General features: G+C 71.6%; 13 protein-coding genes. 7 read left to right on the top strand and 6 right to left on the bottom strand.

From position 1 onward, the window contains the following. Nucleotides 1–8: 8 nt before the first annotated feature. Complete coding sequence (locus LRD69_RS05130) at nt 9–1688, bottom strand: serine/threonine-protein kinase (RefSeq protein ID WP_277325357.1); 1680 nt, start codon at nt 1686–1688, stop codon at nt 9–11. Nucleotides 1689–1953: 265 nt separating this feature from the next. Between LRD69_RS05130 and LRD69_RS05125 the strand changes: the two genes are divergently transcribed. Together LRD69_RS05125 and LRD69_RS05120 are read left to right on the top strand one after the other, a co-directional pair. Further along, entirely contained in the window at nt 1954–2217 is a 264-nt protein-coding gene (locus LRD69_RS05125) for a hypothetical protein (protein WP_277325356.1), read from the top strand. 514 nt (nt 2218–2731) lie between these two features. After that, entirely contained in the window at nt 2732–4432 is a 1701-nt protein-coding gene (locus tag LRD69_RS05120; protein ID WP_277325355.1) for an amidohydrolase, read from the top strand. 106 nt (nt 4433–4538) lie between these two features. On the opposite strand, the gene LRD69_RS05115 is transcribed toward LRD69_RS05120, so the two are convergent. Further along, the gene (locus LRD69_RS05115) at nt 4539–5366 is read right to left on the bottom strand and encodes an ABC transporter permease (protein WP_277325354.1); all 828 of its coding nucleotides are present in this window, start codon (nt 5364–5366) and stop codon (nt 4539–4541) included. Continuing rightward, nucleotides 5363–6340, bottom strand: a complete 978-nt coding sequence (locus LRD69_RS05110) for an ATP-binding cassette domain-containing protein (protein ID WP_277325353.1) — start codon at nt 6338–6340, stop codon at nt 5363–5365. Before LRD69_RS05110 ends, LRD69_RS05115 begins: the two co-directional genes overlap by 4 nt. 64 nt (nt 6341–6404) lie before the next feature. On the opposite strand from LRD69_RS05110, the gene LRD69_RS05105 reads away from it, so the two are divergent. Continuing rightward, on the top strand, nt 6405–7124 hold the full coding sequence (locus LRD69_RS05105; protein WP_277325352.1) for a TetR/AcrR family transcriptional regulator: 720 nt from the start codon (nt 6405–6407) through the stop codon (nt 7122–7124). 14 nt (nt 7125–7138) lie between these two features. On the opposite strand, the gene LRD69_RS05100 is transcribed toward LRD69_RS05105, so the two are convergent. The 3 genes from LRD69_RS05100 to hmgA all read right to left on the bottom strand — a co-directional run bounded on the left by LRD69_RS05100 (nt 7139) and on the right by hmgA (nt 10613). After that, nucleotides 7139–8356, bottom strand: a complete 1218-nt coding sequence (locus LRD69_RS05100; protein WP_277325351.1) for a type ISP restriction/modification enzyme — start codon at nt 8354–8356, stop codon at nt 7139–7141. Nucleotides 8357–8425: 69 nt separating this feature from the next. Continuing rightward, nucleotides 8426–9211: a GntR family transcriptional regulator gene (locus tag LRD69_RS05095; RefSeq protein ID WP_277325350.1), complete on the bottom strand. Its 786-nt coding sequence runs from the start codon at nt 9209–9211 to the stop codon at nt 8426–8428. 64 nt (nt 9212–9275) lie between these two features. Further along, the gene (gene hmgA / locus LRD69_RS05090; protein ID WP_277325349.1) at nt 9276–10613 is read right to left on the bottom strand and encodes a homogentisate 1,2-dioxygenase; all 1338 of its coding nucleotides are present in this window, start codon (nt 10611–10613) and stop codon (nt 9276–9278) included. A gap of 177 nt (nt 10614–10790) precedes the next feature. Here hmgA and LRD69_RS05085 point away from each other — a divergent pair, with 177 nt between their 5' ends. Genes LRD69_RS05085 through LRD69_RS05070 form a run of 4 tightly spaced genes read left to right on the top strand, consistent with a single transcriptional unit; the run spans nt 10791 to nt 15703 of the window. Beyond that, nucleotides 10791–12923 carry a right-handed parallel beta-helix repeat-containing protein gene (locus LRD69_RS05085; RefSeq protein WP_277325348.1) on the top strand — a complete coding sequence of 711 codons (2133 nt, stop codon included), beginning with the start codon at nt 10791–10793 and terminating at the stop codon, nt 12921–12923. Next, nucleotides 12920–13756 (top strand): hypothetical protein, encoded by an 837-nt coding sequence (locus LRD69_RS05080; protein WP_277325347.1) that lies wholly within the window; start codon nt 12920–12922, stop codon nt 13754–13756. The genes LRD69_RS05085 and LRD69_RS05080 overlap by 4 nt, the downstream gene beginning before the upstream one ends. After that, a complete protein-coding gene (locus LRD69_RS05075; RefSeq protein ID WP_277325346.1) occupies nt 13753–15036 on the top strand; it encodes a hypothetical protein in 1284 nt (427 codons plus the stop codon). The genes LRD69_RS05080 and LRD69_RS05075 overlap by 4 nt, the downstream gene beginning before the upstream one ends. A 46-nt stretch (nt 15037–15082) precedes the next feature. Then, the gene (locus tag LRD69_RS05070; RefSeq protein ID WP_277325345.1) at nt 15083–15703 is read left to right on the top strand and encodes a TetR/AcrR family transcriptional regulator; all 621 of its coding nucleotides are present in this window, start codon (nt 15083–15085) and stop codon (nt 15701–15703) included. Nucleotides 15704–15762: the final 59 nt, after the last annotated feature.

Here is a 15762-nt window from a genome sequence, read left to right as displayed (position 1 = left end):
CGCCCCGGTCAGCCCTCCTCCGGGTAGGAGACCCCGGGCGACGGGGTCTCCGTACGGCAGGTCACCGAGAACTCCACCCCGTTCGACGTGACGGCCACCGGACTCCTCACCTCCAGGGTGATCGTCCCGTGGTAGGTGCTGTCCTGCTGGTACGTCAGCTCCGTGTGCGACACCTGCTTGGTGCGGCCGTCGCCGGAACCGAAGGACAGCCACTGCCAGCCCGGATCGGTGCTCGTGCCGTCCTTGAGCACCCACCGGTACTCGACCTTCGCCGGTGTGCGCCCCACGGTGACGGTCGCCTCGACCGCCGGTGCCTCGGCGTGCGGGGGAGGGCAACCGCCGTCGTAACTGCCGCGCACCGAGGTGAGATACACGGTCACGGTCTGCGGCGGCGGTTTGCTCGTGGCGGTGTGGCCGCCTCCGGTGCTTCCGCCCTTGCCCGCCGTGGTGCCGCCCTCGTCGGTGGTGCCGCTGCCGCCCTGCGCTCCCGCGACGCCGGACGGATCCGGTGTGGCGGACGGCGTGCGCGGAACACTGCTGGTCGTGTGCGCGCCGCTGCCGGTGACGCCTCCGGCGTCGTTGTCCCCGCCCGGGTGCGCGAGCGTCCAGACGATCCCGCCGACGGCCAGCAGCAGCGCCGCCACACCCACGGCGAGCAGCGCGACCGCCCGGCGTGACGGCCCGTCGGGCGTGGCCCCGGCCGTCGTGGACGGGTCCGGAAAGGGCGGCGGGGGCATGGGAAGGGGGGTCGGCGGTGTGGCGGTGCGGGCAGAGACCGTCGGACCGTACGGATCCGGTACGCCGGGGCCCGGACCGGGGCCCGCGCCGGCGTCCCTGGTGCGCGGCGCTCCGCCCGCCGCGACGATCCGCAGCTGATGCTCGGCCTGCTCGGCGGAGAGCCGTTCGGCGGGATCCTTGTGCAGCAGCCCCCTGATGACCGGTGCGAGCGGGCCGGCCCGCCGGGGCGGCGGCAGTTCCTCGTCGACCACCGCCCGGAGCGTGTTGAGCGGGGTGTTCTGACGGAACGGCGAATTGCCCTCGGTCGCGGCGTACAGAAGCACACCGAGCGACCACAGATCCGATTCGGGGCCCGGTGTGCGCCCGAGTGCGCGCTCGGGTGCGAGGAACTCCGGCGAGCCGACGAGCTCACCCGTCATGGTGAGCGCGGACGTCCCCTCGACCATGGCGATACCGAAATCCGTCAGTACCACCCGCCCGTCGTTGGCGAGCAGCACATTGCCGGGCTTCACATCGCGGTGCAGCACCCCCGCCCCATGGGCGCTGCGCAGCGCGGCCAGTACTTCCGCGCCGATGCGCGCGGCTCGCTGAGGGGACAACGGCCCCTCGGCGTCCAGCACCTCGGAGAGGGCGAGCCCGCGGATCAGCTCCATCACGATCCACGGACGGGAGTCCTCGGTCGCCACGTCGTAGACGGTGACCACATTGCGGTGCGAGACCCGGGCCGCCGCCCACGCCTCCCGCTCCAGGCGTGCGTACAGACGCTGCACGTCGGAGGTGGCGAGCCCCGACGGGGCGCGGACCTCCTTCACGGCCACCTCGCGTCCCAGCAGTTCGTCGCGCGCCCGCCACACGACCCCCATACCGCCCTGGCCCAGCGGGCCCAGCAGGCGGTAACGGCCCGCGATCAGTCGGTCGTCGCCCGGCACTTCACTCACGGTGACCCCCATCCGAAGAAGTGGCGGCAGCACGGCGGAAACCTCTCCACGCTAGCTCAGACCGGACCGTTCCCGACCCCCTTGCGCGGCAATCCCCCGCTGCGGGCGAACCGCTCCCGATCTGTCCAACTCGCCCTGGAATCGAGCGAATTATGATGCCGATCGTCAACCTCCGTATATGTGTGCTCAATCCGGCCACCGGGATACACGAGTGTCGTCGCGGGGGGATAGGGTTAATCTGCCCGGGCCGGGTGCCCTCGTACGGGTGGGGAGTGACATGGAACAGATAACGGTGCGCAGCAGGCCGCGTGTGCCTGCCATCACTTGCGGGAGCAGTGCGACCAGTTCGCGCCTCGACCGCCATCTCGCAGTGCTCGGCGGCCCCGCCGTCCCGCAGCGCGAGACCGCGGAAGCGACGCTGCTGATGCTCGAGCTCACCTCGCGTGACGCGGCGCACACCCGCCGGAGCAAGAGCGCGCGTGTCTCGCTCTTCGCGCCGCTGCGGCGACTGCGGCGCTCGCTCTTCGGTGGCCGCCACTGACCCGACGGCCCGTCACCGCTGATCCGGCCCCCGACCCGATCGCTCGTCCCTGACCGATCCGGCCCACGGCTCGGGCTGCTCAGGCGATCACACCGTCCCGGCCCGGCACTGCTGCCTGTTTGTCCGTCATCCCCGCGGCCCGCAGCAGTGCTTCGGTGTGCTCGCCTGACCCCGATGTCCCTCTTCGGCTCCCGGCCCCGGTGCCGCCCTGCCCGCCCGTCGCCATGCGCGATCGGGCGGGCAGCCGAGCCTCCGCTGCTCCTGCCCGGGCAGCCGCCAATTCCGGACGCCCCGGCGTCTGTTCGCCGGATCGTTGCCGCTTTCGACCGCCCGTGTGCGGGCGGCGGCGGGACCGGTGAGCCCGTGTACGTAACAACTTTTTCATCGCGAGATGTTGACGTCGAAAACTTCCGGGGCCAGGGTGCTGATCGTTTGGCACGTACACGGCACCTCACCCCCGGAGGCGTACATGTGTGACCTGCACGATCAGCACGAGCATGCCCACGATGCGGCCATGGCGGCAGGTCCGGTCCTCAGCCGGAGACGGATCATGCAGATGCTCGGCGCGGCAGGGGTGACCACGGCGGCGATGGCGGCCGACGCCGACCCGGCGATGGCCGCGGCCGCCGAGACGGCCGACGCCGCGGCGGACGACGGTTACGAGGCTCCGAAGGGACTGGCGCAGGACAGCCCGGCCAAGCAGGCGGCGATGGGCTGGATCGACGGCAACAGCGGTCGGATCACCGGGCTCAACGCGGAGATCTGGGACCATGCCGAGCTCAGCCTGCGCGAGTGGAACTCCTCACTGGCCGAGGCCGGGTTCCTGGAGAAGGCGGGCTTCGACGTCGAGTTCGGCACCGCGGGTTTCCCGACCGCCTTCACCGCCACGTTCCGCTACGGCAGCGGCGGCCCGGTCCTCGGCTTCAGCGGGGAGTACGACGCGCTGCCCGGCCTCTCGCAGAACAAGGGCGTCGGCCACCACGACCCGCGCGAGTACATCCACGACCCGTTCGCGCCGGGTTACGGCCCCGGACACGGTTGCGGGCACAGTGCGCTGGGAACGGCCGCGGCGGCCGGCGCGGCAGCCGTCGCCCAGTCCGCGAAGAAGCACGGACTTCCGGTCACCGTGAAGTTCTTCGGCTCGACGGCCGAGGAGGCACTGATCGGCAAGACGTACGCCGTCAGCAAGGGCGTCTACGACGGTCTGGACGCGTTCCTGGACTGGCATCCGTCCACGGCCAACGCCACCGGCTGGGGCACCACCACCGCGATGACGGCGGTGACGTTCACCTTCCTCGGGGTCGCCGGACACGGCGGCACCCCACTCGGCAACAAGAGCGCGCTGGACGCCGCCGTGATGATGGCGACGATGTCGGAGTTTCTGCGCGAGGAGAACCTCGCCCCGTCGGGCCGGCTCCACTGGGTGATTAACAACGGGGGTGACATCCCCAACGTCACCCCGGAGATCGCCGAGATCTCCTACTACGTACGCGAAGGCAGCCCGGCCCGCGTCCAGGTGCTGCTCGACAAGGTGATCGCGGTCTCCGAAGCGGCGGCGAAGGCCAGCCAGACCACGGTCGGACACCGGATCACCTCGGCCTGCTGGAACCAGCTGCCGTCGAAGTCCTTCGCCGAACTGCTGCACGAGAACATGACGCAGATCGGTCCGCCCGCATTCACCGACGAGGCGCACGCGCTGGCCAAGGAACTCCAGGAGTCACTCGGACTGCCGGCCGCCGGCATGCACGACAAGGTCGGCGCGCTCACCCCGCCCAACCCGGTCTTCATGGGCGGCGGTTCGACCGATGTCGCGGACATCAGCTGGAATGTGCCGACCGTGTCGATGGGCGCGGCCCTGGCCCCCATCGGCACCAAGATGCACACCTGGTCCACGGCCGCGTGCGCGGCCGCCGCTCCCGGTCAGGCGGCGGTGCTCGCGGCGGCGAAGTATCTGGCGGCGACCGCGGTCGATCTGCTCACGCAGCCGGAGCGGCTCAAGGCGATCAAGGCCGAGTTCGCGGAACGCACCAAGGGGCTGGAGTGGAAGACGGCGCTGCCGGAGGGCTATGAGCCGCCGATGTACGAGCCGCCGGCCTGGTTCCTGAAGAAGACCGGACAGAAGTGGCCGCCGAACAACATCACCTGGCCGCCGAAGCGGGTCGTGTCGCACGAGAAGTTCTCCTCGCTGGGACCGGAGCTGACACCGCAGAAGTAGGAGGCGGGCGCCGGGGCGTGTGCGCGCGGCACGACCCGGCGCCACGGCACCGGGTGACGTCTGCCCGGCAGCGGGGGGTCCCCAGGGCCGCCGCTGCCGGCCCGGATCACTCGCCGCCGCGCGCATGGCGCCGTACGGTCAGTGGAACGAAGACCGCGAGCAGCACCGCCGACCAGGCGAGCGTGCCCGCCACCGGGTGGGTGACCGGCCAGGCGGCACCGGCGGGCGGTGACGCATTGCCGAACAGGTCGCGGGTGGCGGCGGCCATGGCGCTGATCGGGTTCCACTCCGCGACCGTCCGCAGCCAGTCCGGCAGGTTGTCGGTCGGGATGTAGGCACTGGACAGCAGGGGCAGGATGAACGTGGCGCTGCCCAGTTGGCCGGCCGCCTCCTCGTTGCGGATCAGCAGGCCCAGCCAGCAGCCCATCCACGATGTGGCGAACCGGAGGAGCAGCAGCAGCCCGAAGGCGCCCAGGGCGGCCGGCGCGCCGCCCTCGATCCGCCAGCCGACCGCGATCCCGACCAGGATCAGCGGGACCATGCCGATGGCCGTGGTCAGCAGATCGGCGGCGGTCTGGCCGAAGGGTACGGCGGGCCGGCTCATCGGCAGTGTGCGGAACCGGTCCATCACCCCGCGGTGGCAGTCCTGCGCGGACTGGAACATCCCGGTCATGATGCCGTTGGCCGCCGTTGCCGCGAGCAGACCCGGCACCAGGAAGGCGCGGTACTCCTGGCCGGGCATGGCCAGGGCGCTGCCGAACACGTAGCCGAAGAACAGCAGCATCGTGATCGGCATGGTCTGGGTCAGGATCACCACGCCCGGGGCGGCTTTGATCCGCTGCAGATGGCGGCCCAGCACGGCCAGGGTGTCGGCGACCGGGGTGCTGGTGGCGGGTCCGGTGCGCTGCTCATGTGCCAGTACGGTGCTGCTCATGCTGCCGTCTCCTTCAGGGGCGGGGAGGTGCGGCCGTCGCCGCGGCCGGTCAGGCGGAGGAAGACCTCGTCGAGCGTCGGCGGGCGCAGGCTCGCGTCGATCAGCGGTACGCCGGCCGCGTCGAGTTCGCGGACGATACGGGGGAGGGTGAGCGTGGTGTCGGTCGCGACGGCGCCCACGGTGCGGCGCTCGTGGTCGAGCACCGGTTCGGCGCCGGTGAGCTGGTCGAGGACGGCCGCCGCCGGGATCAGCGCCGACACCTGGGGGACGACCACCTCGGCGTACGAACCGATGAGGGCCTTCAGCTCGGCGGGGGTGCCGCGGTGGGCGGTCCGGCCCCGGTCGATCAGCACGATGTCGTCGGCCAGCTGATCGGCCTCCTCCAGATACTGCGTGGTGAGCAGGACGGTCGTACCCCGGCCGGCCAGCTCGCGTACCGCCGCCCAGATCTGGTTGCGGCTGTGCGGGTCGAGTCCGGTGGTCGGCTCGTCCAGGAAGAGCACCCTCGGCCGGGTGAGCAGGCTGGCGGCGAGGTCGAGGCGGCGGTGCATGCCGCCCGAGTAGGTGCGGGCCGGGCGGTCGGCGGCGTCGGTCAGCTCGAAGCGTTCCAGGAGCTCGTCGGCGCGCATGCGCGCGGCCTCGCCGCGGAACCGCAGGAGCTTGGCGAAGAGCCGCAGGTTCTGCCGGCCGGTGAGCTCGCCGTCGACCGAGGCGTTCTGCCCGGTGACGCCGATCGCCGCGCGTACCGAGCCCGCCTCGCGCACCACGTCGTGCCCCGCGACCCTGGCGCTGCCGCCGTCCGGGGCCGTCAATGTGGTGAGCACCCGGACAGCGGTGGTCTTGCCCGCGCCGTTCGGTCCCAGGATTCCGCAGACGCTGCCCTCGGCGACAGCGAGATCGAGTCCGCGCAGCGCGTGGACACGGCCGTAATGCTTCTCCAGACCTTCACTAAGTACAGCGTACGTAGTTGTCATGCGGCCCACCGTATCGCACTACGTACGGTGTACGTAACTAGGATGGGGAGCGAGGTGATGATCGATGGTGGGGCGACCCGCTGTACCCGAAGTGATCTGGGCGCGCCCCGAGCGTGCGGGCCGTGGCCCGAAGCCCGCGTTCAGCCGTGCCGACATCGCGGATGCCGCCGTCGGCATCGCCGATGCGGAGGGCGTCGACGCGGTGTCCATGCGCAAGGTGGCGGCGGAGCTCGGCTGCGGCACGATGTCGCTGTACAACTACGTGCCACGCAAGGAGGACCTGTACGAGCTCATGGTCGACCGGGTCAGCGCCGGGTACGAGCTGCCGGAGCATCCTTCGGGGGACTGGCGCGCCGACCTCGTGGCACTCGCCCACCAGACTCGCGAGCTGATGCGCCGCCACACGTGGGTGCCGCGGCTGATGTCACCCGTCTACGGCTTCTCGCCGAACGCGCTGCGGTACCTGGAGTACGCGCTGAGCTGCCTGGACGGTCTCGATGCGCGGTTCGGCGAGAAGATGGAGCTCATCGCCATGGTGAACGGCATGGTCACCACCTACATGTCCAACGAGATCGCCACGGCGGAGCGCAGCCGGTCGCTGCCCTGGTCGGAGGCGCAGGAGCACGCCGTCCGCACCGGCTATCTGCTCAGCCAGATCACGACCGGGAAGTACCCGCGGATGGCGGCCGGGTTCGCCGAGGATTCCGGGCCGATCGATCTGGACGGGGCGTTCGACCGGGCACTCGACCGGGTGCTGGACTCGTTCGAGCGATCCGCGTCCTGACTCCCTGAGGCGCGTCAGAGCAGTGCGAACTGCCCGTCCGGGCCCTCTTCCTGGTGGTCGAGCACCGACGCGGGCCGCCGGGCCGTCGCCGCGACCGGCAGCACACGGGCCGCCCGCAGGTCACCGGTGGTGAGCTGCGGGCCCTCGGTCAACGCCTGCTGCCGGGGCCGGAGTTCGGCGAGCAGCGCCAGTACGGTGATCAGTTCCAGCAGCTCCGAGGTCCACTCCTGGGGCCAGCCCCGGGGCCGGATGGCTTCCAGACCGTCCTCCCCGTCCGCTGCTGCCCGCCGCTCGAACCACAGCTCCAGCATCCGCACCCCGCCCACCCGGAACTCCCAGGCCCCCGGCGGCACGGGCGAGATGCGCCCCGTGCCCAGCAGGAGCGCCTCGTCATCGGGGTCGTACTCCAGCGTGCCCGGCACGGCCGGCACGGCGGCCCGCACGTAGGGGCGCCGCCCACCGGGCAGCCGTGGGCGTTCCCCGCCGCGGGCGCCGCGCAGCTGCAGCCGTATGAGCTCCCTGCCGAGCTCCACCCCGGCCGACCAGCGCGCGGTGTCGGCGGGCAGCGGCACCGTACAGCCGGCGGGGGAGTGGCGGGCCGCCGCGACGATCCACGCCAGCACGGACTCCGCGGTGACCGCGTCCCCGTGCCGGGCACGCAGCAGCCCGAGCAGACCGGGCGCCAGATTGGGTTCCCGTCCACCGGGCCGCCGGTAGAGCGGCCGGATCCGGCCGGGGCGGCCGGCCGGGGAGTGCCCGTCGGGCAGCAGCGCCGTCACGGACAGGGCGGGTCCGGTGTCCTGCGGTACGTACCCGTGCTCGACGGCGAAGAGCTGCTGCCCGTCGGCGACCCGCCACAGCTCGGGGCGGGCGGTGTCGATCAGCCGGTGGTCAGGGATCAGCCACTGCTCGTCGAACGGGCCGTGCAGGATCCGCACCGGCTCCGGACACGGCCCGGACTCCCGGGCGAAACGGCCGGTGGAGGTGGCCCGGCCGGGCAGCGCGCCGACCGCGGTCTGCGGCGTGCGGGACCGGGTGGGACGGAACAGCCGGTCCCGCTCGGCGCCTTCGGCGCGGACCAGCCGATCCCAACGGGCCCTGAGAGAACCGGCATCCGGGGCGCTCACCCAGGGGCGCCCGGTGCGCAGGGGCCGTACCGACCATGGCATGAGGTCGTCGAGCAGCGGGATGTCGTCGTCCCCGCCGGCTCCGGCGCCTGCCCGTGCTGCCACCGTGTCGTCCTCCCCGTCGCCACGTCTGCCCGCCCCGGCATCGTAACGGCGCAGCGCGAGGGCGGTCGGTCAGTGGGCCTCCACCGTCACCGAGAACGAGAACCGGTCCCCCCGGTACCGGATCTGTGCCACATCGACCACCCGGCCGTTCTCGTCGTACGTCACCCCCGTGTAGAACAGGATCGGGCTCAGCAGCGGCACCCGGAGGAGCTCGGCGGTCGCGGGGTCGGCGAGCCGCGCCTCGACGGTGTCCGTGATCCGCGCGATCCGCACACCGACGCGGTCGCGCAGCACCTTGGTCATCGGCCACCGTTCGAGATCGGCGGCATCGAGCCGGGCCGCGACCTCGGGATGCACGGCGTTCTCCGCCCAGTTGGTGGGCTCGCCGCTGTCGCCGTCGCAGCGCAGCCGCCGGTAGCCCATCACCTCCGTGCAGTCCGGGAAGTACTCCGCGAGATCGCCCGGCAGCGCCAGCGGACCGTGGTCGAGCACCGTGGTCCGCTCGCCCGACTGCTGGGCGACGATCGCATCGACGGAGCCGAGCAGCCGCACCGGTGAGACCCGCCGGGCGCGCGGCTCGATGAAGGTGCCGCGCCGTCGGTGGCGGCTGATCAGCCCCTCCGTCTCCAGTTCCTTGAGCGCCTGCCGCATCGTGAGGACGCTGACGCCGTAGTGCGCGGCCAGCTGTGCCTCGGTCGGCAACCGCAGCGAGGCGTCCTGGGTGCGGCCGAGTATGGAGGCACGCAGGGACTGCGAGACCTGGTACCACAGCGGCAGTTTGCGGTTCAGCACCAGCGAGTCGGGGGCGAAGGCCGTCACCTGGGGCGTCTGGGGCAGTTGAGGCACCTGGGTCACCTGGACTCTCCGTACTGCGACACTGCGGACGCGACGAGCGGGGGCCGGAAAGGGCGGGCTTCGCCTATGGCCGGAAGTTGCGTTCGAGACCCTGCCACACGTCGTCGTACCCGCGCTGCAGATGGTCGGCGGTTGCCGCCTGCCCGGTCGCCGTGACCGGCCAGCGGGTCTCGAACATGAAGGCAAGACCGTCGTCGATCCTCTGCGGCTTAAGCTCCGCCGCGCTCGCCCGGTCGAAGGTCTCCCGGTCCGGGCCGTGCGCCGACATCATGTTGTGGAGCGAGCCGCCGCCCGGCACGAAGCCGCCCTTGCCTGCCGTCTTCGCGTCGTACGCGCCCTCGATCAGCCCCATGTACTCGCTCATCACATTGCGGTGGAAGTACGGCGGCCGGAACGTGTCCTCGCCGACCAGCCAGCGTGGCGCGAAGACGACGAAGTCCACACCGGCCAGACCGGGGGTGTCGGACGGCGAGGTCAGCACCGTGAAGATCGACGGATCGGGGTGGTCGTAGCTGATGGAGCCGATGACATTGAAGCGGTGCAGGTCGTAGACGTACGGGGTGTGGTTGCCGTGCCAGGCGACGACATCGAGCGGCGAATGGTCGTACGTCGCGGACCAGAGGTTGCCGCAGAACTTGTTGACCACCTGGACGGGGCCGTCCTCGTCCTCGTACGCCGCGACGGGGGCGAGGAAGTCCCGGGCGTTGGCAAGGCCGTTGGCGCCGATCGGCCCGAGGTCGGGGAGGGCGAACGGCCGGCCGTAGTTCTCGCAGACATAGCCGCGGGCGGAGTCGTCGAGGAGTTCCACGCGGAAGCGGACGCCGCGGGGGATCAGCGCGATGTGGCCGGGCTCGGCGCGCAGCAGGCCCAGTTCGGTACGGAGCAGCAGGCCGCCGCGCTCCGGGACGATCAGCAGTTCGCCGTCGGAGTCGCTGAACACCCGGTCCGTCATGGCCGTGTTGGCGTGGTAGAGGTGCACCGCCATGCCGGTGCGCTGGGTGACGTCGCCGTTGCCGCCGAGCGTCCACAGGCCTGCCAGGAAGTCCGTTCCGGGAGCGGGTTCGGGGAGCGGGTCCCAGCGCAGCCGGTTCGGATCGGGGACGGATTCGGTGAAGGGGGCGGTACGCACCGCGCCGTTGTCGATCCGGACGAACGGCGGGTGGGCGGCCGAGGGGCGGATCCGGTAGAGCCACGAACGGCGGTTGTGGGCGCGCGGTTCGGTGAAGGCCGAACCGCTCAGCTGCTCGGCGTAGAGCCCGAGGGGCGCGCGCTGCGGCGAGTTGCGGCCGTGCGGCAACGCCCCGGGAACCGCCTCGGAGCTGTGCTCGTTGCCGAAACCCGCGGAGTGCGCAAGCGCTTCCGCCGTCTTCCTCGCCTGCTCGATGCCGCTGGTGCCGCCCATGCCGCGCTCCCGGTGCCGAAGAAATCCTATGGACCACCGTAGGAATCAGATCGTGGCACGTCAACGGGGCGGGGCGGCGGCGCGCCGTGGATTCCTGACGGGTTCGTGCCGGAAATCTCCTGGTCCGCCGCGCACAGGGGGGTTCCAAAAGCTGAACATTGCTCTACTCTCCCGCACATGTCGTGGACACGAAGACTTCTGGTGGTCCTGGTGGCGTTGGCCGCCGCACTCCTCGCGGCCCCGGCCGCCCAGGCGCACGAGGAACGGCCGGTCACCCTCCCCGACGGTTCCGGAAGCGTCCCCGTCCACCGCACCGGCGAGCCCGATCTGCTGGTCTGCAAGAGTGACCGGGCCGACTTCGAACGACGGATATCCGGCTTCCCGGCCAAGCTCCGGGCCCGCAACCTCGAACTCTTCGAGCGGTGCCGGAAGTCCGGCTACCGGCATCTGCAACAGGCCGTCGACAAGGTCGCCAGGCCCGGCATGAACATCGCGATCCTGCCCGGCCTGTACGAGGAGGAGCCCTCGCTGCCCGGGCCGACGGGGGAGTGCGCGAGGCTCAAGGCGCCCGACTCGCAGCTCGGCTACCAGATCCTGTCGTACGCACAGCAGAAGCAGTGTCCGCACAACCAGAACCTGGTGGCGATCCTCGGCAAGAAGCAGCTCCAGATCGAGGGGACCGGGGCCGAGCGCACCGACGTCGTCATCGACGCCAAGTACCAGAAGCTCAATGCGATCCGCGCGGACGGCTCCGACGGCATCTACTTCAAGAATTTCACCGCCCAGCGCACCACGTTCAACTCGCTGTACGTGCTCGCGCAGGACGGCTTCGTCATCGACGACGTCCTCACCCGGTGGAACGACGAGTACGGCTTCCTCACCTTCGCCAGTGACCACGGGCTGTACAAGAACTGCGAGTCGTACGGCAACGGCGACTCCGGCATCTATCCCGGCAGCGCGTCGGACATCAACGACGGATACGGCTACGACGTGCCGCGCTACTCGATCGAGATCACCGGCTGCCGCAGCCACCACAACATGGTCGGCTACTCCGGCACCGCGGGCGACTCCGTCCACGTCCACGACAACGAGTTCGACCACAACATGGGCGGCGCCTCGATGGACAGCGCCTTCCCGGGGCACCCGGGACTCCCACAGAACCACGCGCGCTTCGAACGCAACCTGATCCACGACAACAACGCCGACTACTACCCGTACGTCGCCGACGGCACCTGCGCCAAACCGCCTGTGGAGCGAGGCTACGAGGACGGCGTCGTCTGCCCGCAGATTTCCATGCCGCCGGGCACCGGCATCATCACCGCGGGCGGCAACTGGAACATCTACGAGAACAACTGGATCTACGGACAGCGGCGCGCCGCCTTCTTCCTGAGCGCCGTCCCCGCCTTCATCCGCGGCGAGGACGCCCTGGCGAAACAGACCGACACCTCGCACCACAACCGGTACGCGGGCAACCACCTCGGCACGGACAAGGCGCGCCGCTCCCGGCCCAACGGCGCCGATGTGTGGTGGGACGGCCAGGGCGACGGCAACTGCTGGCAGTCGGACACCGGACCGTCCACACCGCGCTCGCTGCCCGAGTGCGGGGCGGCACGCGGCGCGGTCTCGGGCCGCACCGATCGACTCGTGGGTGAACCGGTCAAAATCGCCCAGCTGCTGGTCTGTGCCGACTACAACGTGCAGGCGCGGCGGCTGCCGTCCGGCTGCGACTGGTACGGCGCGCGCGGCATCGAGCGCATCGAGGTACAGATCGCGCTGGCTGCCGCCCTGGTGCTCGTGCTGGTCGGCGGGGTGCTGTGGTGGCGCCGCCTGCGGCACAGCCGGCTCGCCACGGCGGCCACGCTGCTCGGCGCGATTGGCCTCGGGCTGGATGTGGCCGGTGCGACGACGGGCCTCGCCTCCTCCTATCTGCCCGCGGTGGCGCTGCTGCTGACCGGGGCGTGGTGGACCGGCATCGGGCTCGTGCTGCGCGGCGAGCGGCCCGGACTGGGCTGGACCACGATGGTGCTGGGCGTCCTGACCCTGCTCGACGCCTTCGACAAGGCCGTCCTGATGATCCCGTGGATCCCGGTCGGCCCGGCCTGGGTACGCGGCCTCGTCGGCGTCGTCTGGGTGGTGTGGGCGGTGGCGGCCTCGGCGCGGCACGCCGAACGGACGGCCGGAGTGGGCGCGGACCGGGGGCCGGACGCGGACGCCGATGCGGCGGGCACACAGGACGGCGGCGAGACGGGGGCCGGTGCGGGTGCACGGTCCGGATCGGCGGATTCCGGGCCGGATGGGGGACGGTCATGAAGCGGTCCCCCAGCCCCCTGCGGCTCCACACGCGCACGGCTTTCCTCCGCATCACCGTCGCCGCCCTCACCGCGGGCACCCTCGCGTTCGGTGCGAGTGCCTGCGGCGGACGTGCGACCACCCACCACCGGCCCGGCACCAGTCATGAACAGGCCGTCGGCAGCGTCGGCCGGCTCCTCACCGCCGACGACGGATCCGGCCACCGGCTCCGCCAGATCGACGCCGAGGGCGCCCCCGCGGTGACCGTCGCCGTACGGCCGGACTCCGAGGACGGATGGAACGTCCATCTCTCCGTACAGAACTTCAGGTTCACCCCGGACAGCGTCGGCGGCGCGGCGCTCCTCGGACGCGGCCACGCCCGACTCCTCCTCGACGGTCACCCACTGGCCCGGCTGTACGGCCTCTGGTACCACCTCCCCAGCTCCCTGGTCCGCGCCGCGGGCGGCGGCCGTACCCTCACGGCCCGGCTGTACGCCGACGACCACACCGCCTGGGCCGTGCACTCCACACCGATTCAGGCCACCACCCCACTCACCGCCACCGCTTCCGGCACACCCGCCGAGCCCCGTCCCGACCGGACTCTGGAGATCGTCATCTCGCACGGCAAGGTCAGCCCCGCCCCCGGCCGCACCGAGCTCAAGAAGGGGCAGCGCATCGAGTTGCGCATCCGCACCGACCGCGCGGACACCCTCCACGTCCACGGCTACGACAAGGAAGCGCGTCTGCCCGCCGGGCGGACCACCGCCCTCACCCTCACCGCCGACCGCACCGGACTCTTCGAGGTCGAGACCCATGAGTCCGATCTGCTTCTGACCCAGCTCGTCGTGCGGTGAGCGTCCTCGCGCACGGCATCGGCTCCCGGCACGACCTGCCACTGTCCCCCTTCTACGCTTTCGCCGGTGCCTTCGCCGCCCTCTTCGTCTCCTTTCTCGCGCTCGGCCTGCTCTGGTCCGACTCCCGGTTCCGCGGCGACCGGGCGGGCCACCCGATCCCGGTCGCCCTCCAGCGCCTTGCCGATGCCCGCCCCACCCGTGTGGCCGCGCGCGTTCTCGGCCTGGCCGCCGCCCTGTTCGTCCTCCTCCACCTCCTTCTCGGGCCGGACGGGCCGGAGCGCAACCCGGCCCCCGGCGCCGTCCATGTGCTCCTCTGGGTCGGGCTCGTCCCCGCCTCGCTCCTCCTCGGTCCCGTCTGGCGACTCCTCAACCCCCTGCGCACGCTCCACCTGCTCGTCTGCCGCGCGCTCGGCCGGAACCCGGCCGCGGGGTGCCCCCTCCCCGCACACCTCGGTCTCTGGCCCGCCGCGGCCGGACTCCTCGCCTTCGCCTGGCTCGAACTCGTCGCCCCCGATCCCGCGTCGTCCACCGCCCTCCTCCTCTTCTTCGTGCTCCACGGTGTGGTCCACCTCGCGGGCGCCGCCCGCCACGGCGCCCGCTGGTTCGACCAGGCCGACGCCTTCGAGGTCTACTCCGGTCTGCTCGCCCGACTCTCGCCCCTCGGCCGCCGGCCCGCCGACCGCCGACTCGTCCTGCGCTCCCCGCTCAACGGACTCGACGCCGTCCCGCAGACCGCCGGTCTTGTCGCCACCGTCTGCGTCATGCTCGGCTCCACCGCCTACGACGGCTTCGCCGACGCCCCCTCGTGGATCACCACCGTCCAGACCTCACCCCTGGGCCGCACCACGGCAGCCACTCTCGGACTGCTCGCCGCCGTCGCCCTCGTCGCCACCCTGTATGCCCTCTGCGCCGGTGCCACCCGGCTGATCTCCGGTCAACTCCGCCACCCCCTCACGGCCTTCGCGCACTCGCTCGTCCCGATCGCCCTCGGCTATCTCGTCGCCCACTACTTCACACTCTTCGTCACCGAAGGGCCACGTACGGTCATGACGGCACTCGGCACCGACAACGCGGTCGCGCCCGAACCGCCCCTGGCCCCCGGCGGCGTCGCCACGCTCCAGGTCGCCGCGATCGTCATCGGGCACGTCCTCGGTGTGGTCGCCGCCCACGACCGGTCCGTCCGCCTCTTCCCGCCCGCCCGCGCCGTCGCAGGGCAACTCCCCCTGCTGGCCCTGATGATCGCGTACACCATCGGCGGGCTGACCCTGCTCCTCGTCTGACCGCAGGCGCGCACCCGCCCCTCCCGCAGAGGAGAGCCACGGCATCATGGAGCCCGTGCCCCATGCGAATAAGAACCTCCGCCGTGCCCCCGTGCAGCAGCGCAGCGCCGAACGCCTCGCCCGGATACTCGACGCGTGCGCGGAACTCCTCGACGAGACCGGTTACGAGCTGCTTTCCACCCGGGCCGTCGCCGCCCGCGCGGAAGTCCCGATCGGATCCGTCTACCGGTTCTTCTCCAACAAGCGTGCCCTCGCCGACGCCCTGGCCCTGCGCAACCTGGACAGCTACGCGGAGCGCATCACCGGCCGCCTGGCCGCCATCCCGGCCGCCGACTGGCGCAGCGCCATCGACGCCGTGCTCGACGAATACCTGGAGATGAAGCGCTCCGTCCCCGGCTTCGCCCTCGTCGACTTCGGCGCTCCGGCCCCCGTGGACGACCCGGCCTCCGACGCCAACCACCGGGTCGCGGACCGGCTCGCCCAACTGCTCTCCGGCCATCTGGGGCTCACCCCTGACGAGGATCTGCTCCGGTCGATCCTGGTCTGCGTCGAAGCCGCCGATGCGCTCCTGCGACTTGCCTTCCGCACGGACCCGTCGGGCGATCAGGCGATCGTCGGCGAGACGCGCGTCCTGATCCAGGCGTACCTGGCCCGGGTCCTGGACTGAACCGGACCCCGCGCGACGCCTCGTCCCACGCGTACGTCACCGCATCGCACCCCGCTTCT

This window comes from Streptomyces sp. JH14 (assembly GCF_029428675.1).
Classification (GTDB): domain Bacteria; phylum Actinomycetota; class Actinomycetes; order Streptomycetales; family Streptomycetaceae; genus Streptomyces.
This window is presented reverse-complemented; position numbering and strand designations above follow the sequence as displayed.